Annotated in this window: 6 protein-coding genes; 3 read left to right on the top strand and 3 right to left on the bottom strand. The window is 67.6% G+C overall.

What is annotated here, in order from left to right; all coding sequences use genetic code 11:
* Positions 1 to 284: 284 nt before the first annotated feature.
* The gene (locus ACH34S_RS09080; protein WP_395952026.1) at positions 285 to 1,583 is read left to right on the top strand and encodes an amidohydrolase family protein; all 1,299 of its coding nucleotides are present in this window, start codon (positions 285 to 287) and stop codon (positions 1,581 to 1,583) included.
* A gap of 67 nt (positions 1,584 to 1,650) precedes the next feature.
* Here the strand turns inward: ACH34S_RS09080 and ACH34S_RS09075 are convergent, their stop codons facing one another.
* The 3 genes from ACH34S_RS09075 to ACH34S_RS09065 form a co-directional block, all read right to left on the bottom strand.
* The gene (locus ACH34S_RS09075; RefSeq protein ID WP_395952025.1) at positions 1,651 to 2,478 is read right to left on the bottom strand and encodes a DUF4394 domain-containing protein; all 828 of its coding nucleotides are present in this window, start codon (positions 2,476 to 2,478) and stop codon (positions 1,651 to 1,653) included.
* Positions 2,479 to 2,910: 432 nt separating this feature from the next.
* Positions 2,911 to 3,354 carry a hypothetical protein gene (locus ACH34S_RS09070; RefSeq protein WP_395952024.1) on the bottom strand — a complete coding sequence of 148 codons (444 nt, stop codon included), beginning with the start codon at positions 3,352 to 3,354 and terminating at the stop codon, positions 2,911 to 2,913.
* Between the two features lie 221 nt (positions 3,355 to 3,575).
* On the bottom strand, positions 3,576 to 4,661 hold the full coding sequence (locus ACH34S_RS09065) for a hypothetical protein (RefSeq protein ID WP_395952023.1): 1,086 nt from the start codon (positions 4,659 to 4,661) through the stop codon (positions 3,576 to 3,578).
* A gap of 711 nt (positions 4,662 to 5,372) precedes the next feature.
* Here ACH34S_RS09065 and ACH34S_RS09060 point away from each other — a divergent pair.
* A complete protein-coding gene (locus tag ACH34S_RS09060) occupies positions 5,373 to 9,248 on the top strand; it encodes an RICIN domain-containing protein (RefSeq protein WP_395952422.1) in 3,876 nt (1,291 codons plus the stop codon).
* A gap of 35 nt (positions 9,249 to 9,283) precedes the next feature.
* Complete coding sequence (locus ACH34S_RS09055) at positions 9,284 to 16,474, top strand: RHS repeat-associated core domain-containing protein (protein ID WP_395952022.1); 7,191 nt, start codon at positions 9,284 to 9,286, stop codon at positions 16,472 to 16,474.
* Positions 16,475 to 16,478 lie beyond the last annotated feature (4 nt).

The raw sequence follows: 16,478 nt of genomic DNA, 5'->3' as shown, positions 1-16,478 counted from the left end.
TCCCAGCCACCTTCCCTTTCCTGACGCCCCGTCATGCTGGTATGCCGAAGAAAGGACGTCAAGCTCTTCAGGGAACCGCGGAGAAGTACCTTCGGCATACATAGAAAGTGTGACTCTCCCCAGCAATGACTATTGATCGGCCGTCGGCCGGCGGGAGAATTCCCGGGATGGGACGGCATCTTCCCGCGCACCACGCGGCGCCTTGAGCGGCGGGCGGCCGCGTCCGCCGGCCGAGCACCGGACCGGCCGCCAGATCACGCATCACGTCGCAGAGGAGAAAGAGCGTGCCCGAATCCGCCGGCAATGCAGCCGAGAACGCCCCCTACCTGATCATCTCGTCCGACACCCATGCCGGGCTGCGCACCGACCAGTACCGGGACTTTCTCGAGTCCAGATACCATCCGCAATTGGATCGCTACCTGGAGCGGATGCGGGCGTCGACCGGAATGCGCGAGAAGCTCTACGACCAGGAGTTCGTGAGCGAGTGGCGCGCGGAGCACGACGAGGGCCTGGCGGGCGGCTGGGACGCCGCGCGCAGGGACCAGGAACTGGACCGGGACGGCGTCACCGGCGAAGTGATCTTCCCGGACGCCGACGGCGAGTCCGGTGCCACGGCGGTGCCCTTCAGCGCGGGCCTCGGCATGTCCGGCAGCGGCTACGACCCGAGCCTCGCGCTCGCGGGCGCCCGCGCGCACAACAGATGGCTGGCCGGCTTGTGCGCGCAGAGCCCGGCACGCCGGCGCGGCGTGATCGTCGCCCCCATCGTCGGGAACGTCGAGGCCGCGGCGGCCGAGATCCGCCGCGCCCATGCCGACGGGCTGCGCGGCGGCGTCATGATCCCGTCCCTCTGGGGGCACGGGAACCGGCCCTACCACGATCGGGAGTACGACGCGATCTGGGCCGTCTGCGAGGAGCTGGGCCTGCCCGTCCAGACGCACGCCTCCGCCGCCCCAAGCGAGGACCTCGGCCTCTACCTGGGGCTGTACGCCACGGAGGTCTCCTGGTGGTCGGCGCGTCCCATGTGGTTCCTCATCTGGAGCGGCGTCTTCGAGCGCTTCCCCGGGCTGAGGTTCGGCGTCCAGGAGTGCGGCCTGTGGTGGGTGGCGAGCCTGCTCTGGCAGATGGACGTGGCCTTCGAGCGCGAGCACGGCACGCGCAAGCTCGCGGATCTCGGCACGCACATGAAGCGGCGGCCGAGCGAGTACTTCGACACCAACTGCTTCGTCGGCGCCTCGACGGCCAAGCGCAGGGAACTCGCCGACCGCCACCAGATCGGGGTGGGCAACATCCTGTGGGGCAACGACTTCCCGCACTCGGAGGGAAGCTGGCCGCACACCAGGGAATGGATCGCCTACACCTTCGCCGACATCCCGGAGGACGAGACCCGGGTGATGCTCGGCGAGGCGGCCGTGGAGATGTTCCATTTCGACCGCGCGGAACTGATCCCGATCGCCCGGCGCATCGGCCCCCGCCCCTCGGACCTCGGCCGCGACACGTCGAACGCCACCCCGACGCCGCCCGAACCGCTGGACCGGCACTGGCTGACCGGCCCCGACGTCCCAGATATCAGCAGATCCGCCTGAGGCGGGTGGTGAGCCCGTCCCGTCCCGCCAGCCGGGACGGGCGCACCGTGGCGGTAGGCCGGTGGGGTCAGCTCTGGTCGAGTGCGACGGCGACGTCGGTGATGGCGAGCGGGAACTTGCCAACCGCGGTGGCGGCGCCGGTGAGCAGGTCGACGGTGTAGAAGGTGGAACTGCCGAGCGCCGAGATGAAGGTCCCGAAGGCCGAGTTCGAGACCGTCTTGCCGCGGCCGAGGACGCTGTAGACGTCGAGGCCGGCGTTGGCCGCCGCGTTCACGCCGAGAGAGCCGGTCGCGGCCAGGGTGCCGTTGTTGGGCGGGGACTGGATGACGGTCTGGTCGGTGTCGGTGTTGACGTCGAACAGCGTGGTCGCGGTGTCGGCGTTCAGGTCGTTGTTGGTGTAGGCGGCGGCGGAGACGTACGTGGCCGACAGGGGGCTGTCGATGGCGGTGGTGTTGGTGTTGAGGTCATGCCGGAGGTTCTGCCCGTTATCGCTGATCACGCGCAGCCGGTCAGCGGCCGGGTTGAAATCGACCCCGAAATACGTGCCCTTCAACGCAACGGTGAGCTGGGAGACCTTCGTGAGGGTGCATTCGGATCCCGCGGCGAGCGACACCGTGTAGATGCCGCCGTAGTTGCCGACGGCGTAGAGCTTGCCGTCCTGCACCCGGAAGTCGATCCCTATCAGCGCCGTGTCGGTGACGAGCCCAACCGGGTTCCGCACCCAGTCGAGCACCTCTGGGGTGTCGGTCTTGAACGCGGCCATCAGCGTGCCGTCGCTGGAGATCCCGTACGCCTTCAGCCGGACGGCATCGGCCGAGCCACTGCCCGGAGCCACGGCGACCAACGTCGCGGCGGCGGCGAGTGCGGTCATCCCGAGCTTGAATCGTGCCTTCATCAACCCTCTCCTTCTTTGCAAGCCATGCCGGACGATCCGGTGGCGGGTGTTTCCGGAACCGATGGGGTTGCCTAGAGGGAAACATTGGAAATCGACGCCGTCCGCAGTTATGGGCAGGCCGAATTGACCGAGCGATTCTTGATGCCGAGCTCAAGAGAGAAACGCGACTGAAAGGGGAGCGTCCGCGGAGGACGGCTTTTCGTCCACCGCACGCACATCGTGCATCAGCTACGGGGCCGGGTCATCGCCGGTCTGTGTCCGCACATGGTCATTCCAGGGATGACCTGCTGGTTTCCCCCGAACGTCCGCACCAGGACACGGCCGCCAGTGCCCGTGCCTCAGACCGCGTTTTCGTCGGGTCCGATATGCGTCAACGGCGCCCTCGCTCACTCACAGAACGCAGCGCGAAACTGAGAGCGAACTGGAGCGGTATCAGAGCGGCAGATGCGCAAGGCAAGGATGCCGCGGGTTCTCGCCCCCCGGGTTCTCCCGCTCGAAGCCACGCGCCCATGCCTCCAAGGCGCTCTGACGTTGCCCAGTGCCGGGAAAGATGAATTGCCAATACCTGACGAGCGCCTCGTGAACCTCGTCCAGGGAGTACTGCTCGGTCTTCGGGTCGGGACCGAGATCGGTGATGAGCACGCCGTCCGGCCGGAACTCGGCGACGGAGGAGTCGCCCTGCCACTCATCGATGCCCGCCCTGCCCTCGCGTGCCCATTCGACCAGCATCAGGGCTTCCAGCAGACCGGCCCTGTCGGTCCGGATGTCACTGGTCAGCAGGTCGGCCAGGGCCCGGAACCGTTCGTCGTCCAGCCGAGCCGAGGGAAGAACCCCGCCCGGAGCGTCCCACCAGCAGAACCCCTCTATCCCCGCCACCAACCCTCTCCTAGCCAACCCGCCATGGGCCTCACAGCTCACCACCACCCCACCACCAAAACCCAAGAAGATAACTGATCCCAGTACCCCAGGGGGACCTCGCACCCGCGGGGGCGCGTGCTTCGTCGACCTGCCGCTGGTGGGCCGCGCTGCGAACCTGGTGCACGGTGTGGTTGATCAGATCGCGCACCTGTGCGGGTTCGTGAACAAGCGAGTTTCCGTCAAGACGCTTTTTGGTAGCGGAAGTTGGTTAGGGCGACGGTGTAGTCGTCGCGGTTTTCGCGGAAGGCGATGCAGTAGTTCGTCGGATACCAGCCGGACCGCTGCCATTCGCGCGGCTGCTTGAACGGCACGCAGATGTCGCGGGTCTTGCTGGCGCGCTGACCGTTGAACCAAGCCTTGGTGATCATCGCTTCATAGAACGTGATCTCACCGTCGTATTGGCCGTAGATCCATGTGTGCGTGAACGGCCGGCCGTGGAACTCCGGGCTGGTCAGGTCGATGAGGTGGTTGCCCATGGCGGGCTCTACGGCGTCGACATCGGTGAAGTCCGGTGCGCGGTAGCGCTCGGGCACCGGCAGTTTCGCGCGTGCGTAGTCGTCGCAGTTGGTGAGTATCGGGCATGGGCCGGGGCGGATCTGGTTCCGTTCCGCCAGCGGCTGGATGTAGAAGTGGAAATCGAAGTGGGGCACGCTGTAGACGCCGCTCGGCATGTGCCCTTCGGGGTTCCAGTTCGTCAGCGACCACTCGAATGGCGTGTCGATGGCTTTGCGGAACCCGCGCGGGAGGTCGAGGACGTGCTCATGGCCGACGGCGCATTCTTTGTGCAGGTCGAGTTCGCCGTCGCCGTCCTTGTCGAAGCAGTGCTTGCCGTCGCTCACCGGAACGGGCAGGTTCCGCAATGTCGACGCCGGGAACGTCACGCCCATCGCGAGCGGACGGCTGCGTACACGCTGGGTGTACGTGCGCAGCGCGCCGTCGCCGAGTGATATCGGGTGGCCGTACTCCGCGCATGGGCCGAGATACGACAGCGACGTGCGCAGGATCTTCGGTACGGCGTGCGACGGCACGCGCATCGCACGTTCCCGGTCTGGGTGGTTGCGAGCGACGAAGCAGACCGTCGTGCTGCGGTCACCGGACTTTGTGGCTAGCGCGATTCCCGGTGCCGGCGATGCTCCGGCCAGGAAGAACGAGAGCACCGCGACGAGCAGCAAGCGCGCCGGGCGGCGCAGGAGGCGTGACTCCATCGAGCCCCGTGCCGATGGGTTCCGGGACCGCCGCGAGATCGTCCTGTAGTCGAGTTTCATCGGTCGAGACTCCCTGTCCAGTGCGGTCGACCCCGGCTCCGCCATGACCCCCGTGCAAGAAGTTGACGCCGCGACGTGAATCGTGCGCTCGGCGGCACACCGATCAACGCTCATACTTTGCCCAGGTCACGGTGAAGGACTACCGACAGCTGACGCCGAGACCTCCACGAGCCGGCCAGGTTGGAGCGCGTTGAGCGGTGTCGTTCGTGATGGTGGCGCCGCCGTATCTGGGGTTTCGCCGTCGGGCTCTCAAATGCCGCGTTCTCCCGCTCTGTTGCGGTGTGCCAGGTCACGGACTTGGCGGGGAAGAGTGGCGCTGTTCCGCGGCCTGACGTAGGAACATTTCATTGAAGTGTCTACTGGCGGCCGGATCTGGTCAGGCCTCTGATTGCGTTCCGAAGCCGGGTGTTCACCTTTCGTCGCCGGTCTCGACATGGGTTGAAAAGAGATCGCGCGCGCGCATTCCACGCAAGTCCTCGAATGGCAATGTGACCTAGATCACAAAAGTTCCACATGGGTTGATCTTCCGGCCCGGTGATCTACGGCTTACTTTTAACGCAACTTTGACGAGCTTTACTTGGCGAGGTCATTGTGCGCATCTCGGCTGATCGGTTCTTATCCTTCCCGTCATTACTTGCTGACGGAATGTGTCGGCGCTCCCGGCTTCTGTCGGGTTTGATGTCATTGGCCCTGGTGGCCTCGTTGGTTTCGGTGCCTGTCGTCCCGGCGCAGGCGGAAGAGGTCACTTCGCCTGCTCCGGCGCCCTTGGACGCCGCGTCGGCGAAGGCCAGACGGACCGGTGGTCCGGTCGAGGTCGCCGAGCGGACGTCGGAGACCCGGAAGCTGACCGCCCTGCCCGACGGGCAGTTCGAGTTGGAGACCGCGCCGGTCCCCGTTCGTGTCAAGCGGGACGGTGTCTTCCACGACGCCGATCTGACGCTGGAGCGGACGGCCGGAGGCGGTTACGCGTCGCGGATGTCGGTCAACGGGGTGACGTTCGGCGCCGGTGGCGATGACGTGCTGGCCACGATGACCAGGGACGGAAAGAGCCTGACGCTCACCTGGCCGGGGGCCAGGCTTCCGGCGCCCGTGCTCGACGGGCAGAGCGCGACCTTCGTGGACGGCGGCGGCGCCGGAGTGGACCTGATGGTGCGCTCGACGCCGACCGGGTGGTCCCACTACGTGGTGGTGAAGACGCCGGAGGCGGCGAAGGATCCGGGGCTGGCCAAGATCGAGTTCGGGGTCCGTGCTGCGGGCGTCCAGTTGAAGGAGCTGTCCGGCAACCGGCTCGCGGCCGTGGACGAGGCCGGCAACGAGGTGTTCACCGCGCCCGCGCCTTTGATGTGGGAGGGGCGGACAGAGGCTGCGGAGGCGTCGAACGAGTCCGCGAATACCGAGGAGATCGCGGCGGGGCCGGCTCCGAAGGCGAGCGTGGCGCCGATGTCGGTGGCGGCGGAGAATGGCGTGCTCACATTGACTCCCGACCCTGATCTGCTCACGGCCGCCGACGCCACGTTCCCGATCGTCCTGGACCCGTCCTGGCAGACCTGGACCGGTCACCGGGAGGGCGACGGCGACGGAGGTAGCGCCAAGAAGTCCGGTTGGGCCTATGTCGACCAGGTGTTTCCGAACCAGCCGTACTGGAAGCCGGATCGGCTGCCCACTGGTCGTGAAATCGAGGACCACACCAACAAGCGTTCCTATATCCGGATGGACTCCACGCCGCTGCACGCATGGTCGGGCAGCGTGCAGGTCAAGGTGAACTCGGCGGCGATCACCTTTGACGTGATGCACGCGTGGTCGTGCACGGCACGCGACGTCCGCTTGTACAACGTCGAGCACATCTCCTCGTCCACGACGTACAACTCGCGTCCGGGGTCGTTCATCCCTCCGGGGTCGGGCTGGTCCACGAATGGGCTTGCGACCGCGTCGGTCAATGTCGGTCGCCCCGGGTGCGGCGATGGCGGGTCGTCGAACGACGTGAAGTTCACCCATTCCCATCTCACCCGTCTCGTCCAGTGGGCGACGGACCACCGCTGGGATTTCTTCACGATCGGGCTCTTCCCGGACGCGGACCACAACGACACCCACACCTGGAAGGTGATGGACGTCGATCCGCGGATGGTCGTGAAGTTCTCCCGCTATCCCATGCCGGTCAAGGACGTCCACATGAAGAACGGCGGGACGGCCAAGTACGGATGCGTGCGCGGTAGCGGCCGTCCATGGGTCGGGGTTTCCCGGGACCGGACCGCCAACGCTCTGGTCACCGACTATGACGGCGACAACTCGGGCGGGTTCGACGGGCAGCCGCTGGCGGCCGAATACGAGCTGGCGCCCCTCGGCAAGCCGGCGGAGAGCTGGAACCGCTACGTCCCCGCACAAGGCAAATTCCAACATGCCAGCGCTGACGGCTATTTGCACGCGTCGTTGACGGTGGTCAAGGGAGATGACTTCCCGGCCACCCCCGACGGCGGGACGAGTTGGATGTGGCGAGTCCGCGGGATGGACGACACGAACCTGCGCGGCCCGTGGTCGGAATGGTGCGAATACACGGTGGACGCGCGCAGACCGAACACGCCGGAGGTGGCCTCACCCGAGTACCCCGCCGGTGCGACATCGGGATATGACCCGGTGGCCCGCAGATATGTGCCGGGCAACTTCACGTTCGCGCCCGCCGGTTCCGGCGACGTGGTGACCTACCACTACAAGTTCGCCGATGGGACCGAAGGAACGAAGGCGGTCGCGGCGGGGGCGTCGTCCTCCATCGCCTGGACGCCGAAGCGGTTCGGGCCCCAGTGGGTCGAGGTCACGACCTTCGACCGGGCCGGCAATCCGAGCGTGGCGAAGAAGTACGAGTTCGGCGTGGAGCAGCCGCCGCGCGACGCGGCCTGGTCGATGGACGAGCCCACCGGGAACGTCGCCCGCGCGATCGGCCCGAGCGGCTCGGTGAACCCGAACGCCGACCTGGTGTTCGGCGGCGGCCCGGCGTTCGGGCAGCCGGGCAACCTCGGCGCGGCGTCGCCCACGGACCGTGCGGTCCGGCTCGACGGCTCGACGCAGTTCGGCGAGGTGAAGCCGTGGACGGACCTGGAGGGCAAGCCGGTCACGCTGGTCGACACCAGCCGCCGGTTCATGTTCTCGACCTGGCTGAAGCTCGCCTCCGTCCAGGGTGACCAGGTGGCGGTCAGCCAGGCCGCGTCCGACGGGACGGTCTTCGAGCTCGGCTGGCTGGCCGGAAGGTGGACGTTCCGCCACCGCAAGGCCGACGGCACGGTCCTGTCGGCCGTGACCCGCGACATGGCGCAGGCCGGGGACGGGCAGCCATGGACCGCTCACTGGGTCTCGCTGATGGCCGGCTACGACCCGAACAAGAAGGAGATCTGGCTGCGGACCCAGGCCGAAGGGAGCCGCCAGGTGTGCGACCCCAAGGAACCGTGGAACTGTTCAACGCAGCGGGTCATGCCACCGGAGATCAAGTCGGTCGCCACGGCCTGGACACCGGCCGCGGGCTCGGGCTCCCTGCTGGTCGGCGCGACACCCGGCGCCGCCGCAGGCAGGAGCGCGTTCTGGAACGGCTGGGTGGACGATTCCCAGCTGTGGCCGCTCGCGCACCCGGACGAATCCGTCCTGGACGTGATCTACGCCGAGTCGGTCCAGGATCGCGAATTCGCCGGTAAGACACTGCGCCTGAACAGCGTCAGTTCCGGTCACTGCCTGGACGTCGCGGGCGCCGGTACGGGCAACGGCACCAACGTGCAGCAGTGGAACTGCAACTCGCACCCGGCGCAGGATTGGCAGTTCACCGATGTCGGTGACGGCTACTACACGCTGACCAGTTCCAACAGCGGCAAATGCCTGGACGTCGACGGCACGGACGGTTCGGGCACCGCCGACGGACGCAACGTGTGGCAGTTCGAGTGCAACGGCAGCACGGGCCAGCAGTGGAAACCGGAGAAGAAGGCCGGAGGCTACCGGCTGAAATCCCGGCGGAGCGACAAGTGCTTGACCGTGGACTCGGGATCGGCGAACCCGGGAGCGAACGTCGTGCAGTGGTCCTGCGCTGAACCGGTCGCCGAGGAGCAGTTGTGGAACATCACCGCGCTCAAGCGCCATCACCTCGACGGCATCAAGTACCGGCTGCGTGTCGCCAGTACCCAGAAATGCCTGGACGTCGCGGGCGGCTCCACCGCCGACAAGACCTTCGTGATGCCGTGGGCCTGCAATGGCGGCGCCTGGCAGGACTGGAAGTTCGCTGATTACGGCGACGGCTATTTCATGCTCATCAACGTCAACACGTTGAAGGGCGATCCGGCGGCGGTCCGGTGCCTTGAGGTGGCGGACGGCCAGACACAGGCCGGTGCCACCGTCCAGCAGGGCACGTGCGAACCGGGAGCTGAGTACCAGCTGTGGAAGGTCGCCGGAGTCGCCGACGACGGCGGACTCGGCTATCGCCTGATCGCCAAACACAGCGCCCTGGTCGCCGACGCGAAGGACGACGGAGCGCCGGAGAACGCGCGCGTGCTCCAGGCCGATCCGGCGGAGCCGATCCCATCACGCCACATCTGGAAGCTGGAGTACCGGCCATGACGGCGAAGGCCACGGCGCGCGGAAGCGAGGCGTCGATGAGCGGTGTGACACGCGCCCTCGGCCGGGCGAACGGCCTGATCACCGCGGTGGCGGTCGTGCTCGCCACGGTGCTGCTGGCCGGGATGGCGGGCGAGGCGGCCGCCGCGGCGCGGCCCACCCTGTCGGAGGACGGCGCCGGTCGCCGTCCGGACACCCAGAAGACGCCTCGCGTCAAGGGCGAGCCGGTCAAGGCCCGGCCCGCCGAGCTTCCCGGTACGCCGGGGTCGCCGATCACCGACCCGCGCGTCGCGCCGGTCTGGCCGGAGCAGGGCCAGGGCACCGCCGATCTGTCCGCGCTGACCACCAGGGACGGCCGGGCTCCCGGCGAACGGAGCCCCGGCGGACGGAACTCCGGGGGACGGGACTCCGGCGCGCGGGGCCCCGTTCCCCGGAGCTCCGGGGATTGGGTGCGGGCCGGCAAGCTGCCCGTTTGGGTCGGCGCCCCCACCGCTCGCAAGGGAGAGCGCGCGGCCGCGTCAGGAATCCCACCGCGAGTCCAGGTGAGCTTGGCCGACCGCAAGGCGGCCGAAAAGGCGCACAGCGAAGTGATCGCGGCCGTGTCGGGATCACAGGCCGGCAGCGTCAAGGTCGGGCTCAGCTACGCGACGTTCAAGAACGCCCACGGCGGTGACTGGGCGTCCCGGCTCCGCCTGGTGCAGCTGCCCGCGTGCGCCCTGACCACGCCCGAGCAGGCGCGATGCCTGAAGCGCACCGTGCTGCCGACCGTGAACGACGCCAAGACCGCGACATTGTCGTCCGACGTGTCCGTCCCCTCCACCGCGGCGGCGGCGACGGTGCTGGCCGTCGAATCCGGGCCGTCCGGGCCGTCGGGCGACTGGGGCGCGACCAGCCTGTCCCCGGCGTCCAACTGGAACGCGGGCACCAACACCGGCGAGTTCTCCTGGAACTACCCGGTGCGGCTGCCGCCGGTCCCCGGCGAGCTGGTGCCCGAGGTCACCATCGCCTACAGCTCCGGCGCGGTGGACGGCAAGACCGCCGCCGACAATTCCCAGGCGTCCTGGATCGGCGACGGCTTCGACTACTGGCCCGGGTTCATCGAACGCAAGTACAAGCCGTGCATCGACGCCGGCCACGCCTCCGGTGACTTCTGCTGGGGCCGTCACAATGCCGTTCTGTCGCTCAACGGCCGCTCCACCGAACTGCTGTACGACACCGCGGCCAAGACCTGGCGTCCCCGTATCGACGACGGCTCCACCATCGAGCGGCTGACCGGCGCCACCAACGGCGACCACGACGGCGAGTACTGGAAGCTGACCGACATGGACGGCGTCGAGTACTACTTCGGCGTGAACCGTCCGGACGATTGGAAGAACGGCAACACCGAGACCAATTCCGCCTGGACCGTCCCGGTCTACGGTGACAACGACGGCGAACCCTGCTACGACAGCAATTTCAAGGACGCCTGGTGCCAGAAGGCGTGGCGGTGGAACCTCGACCACGTCGTCGACCCGCACAACAGCACCATCACCTACTTCTACAAGAAAGAGACCAACCACTACACCCGCTATCTGCAGACCAGCGACGGCACCCGGTACAACTCCGGCGGGTACCTGGACCACATCGACTACGGCCAGCGCAAGGGCTCCACCTACGGCGCCAAGGCCACCGCCCGCGTCCGTTTCTCCGTCTCCTCTCGCACCGACATTCCCGACGACCGGATCTGCGACGCCGACGAGACCTGCGGATACGCCAAGACATCGCCGACGTTCTTCGACCGCAAACGGCTCACGAAGGTCACCGCCAAGCTCCGCGACGACAAGGTGACCGGGACCGAGGACCCCGGCTACAAGGTCGTCGACACGTGGGATCTGGGCCAGACCTACCAGAACCGTGCGCTCTGGCTGCACACCATCGACCAGACCGGACGGGACGGCCCCGACACCAAGGCCCCGCGCATCACGCTGTTCGGCCAGCTCATGACCAACCGTGTGATCACCGGACGGTCCGGCACCGGCGTCGACGCCCTGCCCGGCTACGACCGGCCCCGCCTGGTGGGCATCGACAACGGCACGGGCGCGACCACCACCGTCGCCTATTCCGACCCCTACGCCGCGCCCACTCCGGCGGGGGAGTGCGTCTATTCGGCCGGTGGAATGCCCGACCCGAAGAACAACACCAGACGCTGTTTCCCGGTGAAATGGGAACAGCCCGACGGGAAACTGATCAACGACTGGTACCACAAGTACGTCGCCGACTACATCATCGAGGCCGACAACACCGGCCAATCCAGATCCCAGATCACGAAATACTCCTATCTCGGCGGCGCCGCCTGGCGGTACACCGAGGACGACGGGATGACCAAGGACAAATGGCGTACCTGGTCGCAGTGGCGCGGCTACGCCAAGGTCCACACCGTCGTGGGCGACGGGCAGAACGGCGAACAGCAGTCGCGTACCGAGACCACCTACGCCCGCGGAATGGACGGCAACTACCAGGGCAAGGGCAACTCCCGCCAGAGCGTCACGGTAACCGACTCCAAGAACCTGCTCGGCGGAATCGACGACATCGACCCGCTCGCCGGCACCGTCCTGGAGACCCGCACCTTCAACGGGGCGTTCACCGACGCCGCCGAAATCGGCGCGACCGTGGCGCGGCCCAAATGGGACAGGACCGTCAGCCGCACCTTCCGCGACACCAACTCCGACGACGACATCACCGTCGACGGCGGACGCGTCCAGGCGGCGTGGACCAAGAGCCGTTCCCGCAAGGCCGACGGCACCGACTTCGTCACCCAGATCACCAACGCCTACGACTCCCTGGGCCGGATCGTCGCCGTCGACGACGAGGGCGACGTCACCACCGCCCACGACGACACCTGCACCCGCACGGTCTTCCCCAGCGGCACCGCCCCCGCCGGCGCGATCCAGACCCTGCCGATCCGCACCCTGGCGGTGGCGGTCGACTGCGACGACGACGCCAGCCACGAACCCAACCTGGTCGCCGCCGACATGATCTCCGACGCGAAGATCATGTACGACGGCAAGGCCTACGGCGCGTACCCGACCGTCGGCAACGCCACCCGCACGGAGAAGGTCACCGGCGTCTCCGGTGGCCGCTCGGTCATGGCGCCCGCCGCCACCACCACCTATGACGGCTACGGCCGCGTGCTGGAGACCACCAGGGTCGGCGACCCCGCCACCCCCGCCGACGACCGCACCACCACCTCCACCTACACCAGCGCCCCCGAGGGCTGGCTGAAATCCAGCACCGTGACCACGCCGCCGGTCAGCGTCGGCGGCGCCGCCCCGGCCGGTTTCACCACCACCACCGAGTACAACCCCGCCCGCGGCACCCCCACCAAGATCACCGACCCGAACGGACGAGTCGGTGAGGGCGAATACGACGGGCTCGGACGCCTCGTCCGAGCCTGGCTGCCCAACAACACCCGCCGGACCAACCCGGACCGGCCCTCCACCACCTACGCCTACGCCTTCCCCAGCGACGGCAACCCCGTCTCGATCACCACCAAGACGCTCACCAAGACCGACCCGGTCACCTACGAGACCTCCGTCGACCTGTTCGACGGCCTGCTGCGGCCCCGCCAGTCCCAGAACGAGGCCGCGGGCGGCGGCCGGATGGTCACCGACACCAAGTACGACAGCCGCGGCCTGGTCTTCAAGACCAACGCCGCCTACCTGCTCACCGGCGACCCGTCCGGCGTCCTGACCAGCGCCGACGACAACCAGGTCCCGAGCCAGACCCTCAGCACCTACGACGGCGCCGAACGGATCCTGGCCACCACGCTCTACAGCCACTCCACCAAGAAGTGGACCACCACCAACAAGTACGAGGGCGAGCGCACCACCGTCATCCCGCCCTCGGGGGCGATGCCCACGGCGACCCTCACCGACGCTCTCGGCCGGACGGTGGAGAACCGCCAGTACAAGACCACCGACCTGAACGGCGCCTACCTGGCGACCAAGATCTCCTACGACGGCGCGGGCCGTCCCGCCGAGGCCCGCGACGCCGCGGGCAACGTCTGGAAGACCACCTACGACGTCCAGGGCCGTCCGGCCACCAGCACCACCCCGGACAAGGGCACCTCGTCCCTCACCTACGACTTCTTCGACCAGGTCAGCACCAGCACCGACGCCCGCGGCACGACGCTGAGCCTCAGCTACGACCGGCTCGGCCGCCCGCTGGAGGCCAAGAACGGCACCACGCCGCTGACCTCCATGACCTACGACACCGTCCCGTATGCCAAGGGCCTGCCCGCCACCGCCACCCGCCACGTCGGCACCGACGAGTACACCACCGCCGTCACCGGATATGACGCGCTCTATCAGGCCAAGGGGACGACCGTCACGATCCCGGCGTCCGAGGGCGCGCTCGCCGGGACCTACACCACCACGCAGTCCTACAACTTCAACGGCTCCCCGCTAACCACGTCCTATCCCGCGGTCGGCGGCGCCACCGGACTGCCCGCCGAGGACGTCACCACCGAGTACAACGGGGACGGCCTGCCCGATTGGACGCACGGGCTGGCCGCCTACGTGGCCGACACCGTCTACGACGGGCACGGCGAGATCACCCAGCTGGCCATGGCGTCGGTGTCGGACAAGTTCATCTGGCAGACCTTCGACCGCGACCCCGCCACCAACCGGCTCACCCGCACCACCGTCAAGCGGCAGTCCTCACCCGCCGCCTACGACCAGGAAACCAAGTACGACTACACCGACGCCGGCTCGATCAGATCCATCCTGACCAACACCCCCGACCAGCCCGCCGACCGGCAGTGCTTCACCTACGACTACGCCCAACGCCTGACCGAGGCCTGGTCCACCACCAGCACCGACTGCTCGGCCGCGCCCACCGCCGCCACCATCGGCGGGCCCGCCCCCTACTGGACCAGCTACCAGTACGACGCGTCCGGCAACTACGGCGACAAGGTCGGCAACCGCACCAAGGAGATCCAGCACGCCTTTACCGGCGGACCCGCCACCGACAAGACCCGCACCTACGACTACCCCGCCCCGCTCGGAAACAGCGGCACCGACAGCCCGCACGCGCTGAAGTCGCTCACCCAAACGCAAGGCGGCAACAGCGTCACCGACCTGTACACCTACGACCAGGCCGGCAACACCACCGCCCGTCCCGGCCAGAAACTCCACTGGGACGCCGAAGGCCACCTTGTCAAAGTCACCGACGACAACAACAAGGAACTGGCCGGCTTCATTTACGACGCCTCCGGGAACCGTCTGATCCGCAAGGACCCCAACGGCAAGACCCTCTACCTGCCCAGCCAAGAGGTGAAGGTCTCCACCACCGGAACCGTCAGCGCGATCCGCTACTACAGCCACGCCGGGCAGACCGTCGCCTACCGAACCGGGACCTCAAGCTCCACCATCCAGTTCCTCATCCCCGACTACCAGGGCAGCACCGACACCACCGTCAACGCCGTCGACCAGAACACCTGGAGCCGCCGCCGGTTCGCGCCCTTCGGCACCGAACGCAGCAGCCCCCTTGGCGTCTGGCCCGCCATTCTCGACAAGGGCTACGTCGGCGGCACCAAGGACACCAGCACCGGCCTCACCCACCTCGGCGCCCGCGAATACGACCCCGGCACCGGACGCTTCCTCAGCACCGACCCCGTCACCGGCGGCGGAGACCCCCTCACCGCCAACGGCTACTCCTACGCCGGCAACAACCCCATCGACCACGCCGACCCCACCGGCCAATACCGCGACGGCGGATTCCGTCCAGGCGGCAGCAGCCATGGCAACCACGGAAACGCCGAACGCTGGGACAACGCGCACCAGCACAGCAACGCGTTCCGGCGTGGCGGAGGCGGACGCTCCCACATCCGGCAGCCTTCGCTGCCGGGAGGCGGTGGTTGCTGGGTCGGGTGCAGGGGCACCGTTGGCGGAGACCCCGTACCGGTCAAGAAGCCGTGCGGCTGGAAATGCAAAGTCGGCAAAGTCGGCGGCTTCGTCAAGAAACACCGGGCGACCATCGCCGGAATCGCGGCGGGCGTGGCATGCGCCGCCGCGACGGGCGGCACCGCGGTCGTCGGCTGCGCCGCCATCGCCGGATGGGTCTACGGCGCCGTCAGCTACCACCAGAACACACCAGCCGACCAACAATCCCTTCTGGGCGGCTTCAAAGCGGCCCTGACCGGTGCGGCATTAGAAGTCGGCATGACGGTGACGGGCCTCAAGGTCGCCAAAGTCGTCGGCCCCCTGGTCAAGAGAGTCGCTCCCAAGGTTCTCGACAAGCTTCGCGGCAGGCCGAAGGGCGGCGGCGCGGGCACGGCCGGCAACCCCGCGGCGAAAACCGCGCCCCCGGCGGCCAAGAACCCCGGTAAGGCCGCAGCGAGCAAACCTGTAGCGAGCGGTGGCGGAAACCCCCCATGTAACAGCTTCGTCCCGAGCGCCTCGGTCCTCATGGCCGACGGGACGCGCAAACCCATCAAGGACGTCAAGGTCGGCGACAGGGTCCAGGCCACCGACCCCGCCACCGGAAGGATTACGTCCCGCCCGGTCGTCGCCACCATCACCGGCACCGGCTCCAAACGCATGGTCCGGCTCACCGTCGACAGCGACGGCAAGAAGGGACACAAGACCGGCGTACTGACCGCCACCGACGGCCACCCCTTCTGGGTACCCGCGGCGGGCAAGTGGATCGACGCGGGCGAACTCCGGCCCGGCATGGTGCTCCGCACCAGCGCTGGCACATCTGTTCAGGTCACGGAGACCCAGGCGTGGACGAGGTCCGTGCAGCGTGTCCACAACCTCACCGTCGACACCGACCACACCTACTATGTACTCGCGGGCACCACTCCGGTTCTCACACACAACTGTTCACCCGAGTTGGCGGAATATGCAGCTGGGTTGCCTGAGGATGAGGGCATCCACGTAGTCTCACGTCTGACCACTCGGCTGAACCCTCGCGGCTATTTCGGGCACAACATGAATCGAAGTGAAGTCGGGGACGTCGACTGGGACGCTCGCCAGGCAATCGATGCGGCCGGGGGACACCACATGGGGTGCGCTGAAATCGGTTGTATCAGCGACGCGTTCGAAGCTTGGGATCCCATGGATGATGCGGTGATGGAGTCGGTGCATTTCGCGCCTGGCACGCCCCACCATCTCACCCCTATCGCGCCGTGTCCTGAAGCCTGTGAGGCACTCCTTCCCAGACTGGGAATTTCGACGATATTCGGATAAGTCA

This window comes from Actinomadura sp. 3N508 (genome assembly GCF_044326375.1).
Taxonomy (GTDB): Bacteria; Actinomycetota; Actinomycetes; order Streptosporangiales; family Streptosporangiaceae; genus Spirillospora.
This window is presented reverse-complemented; position numbering and strand designations above follow the sequence as displayed.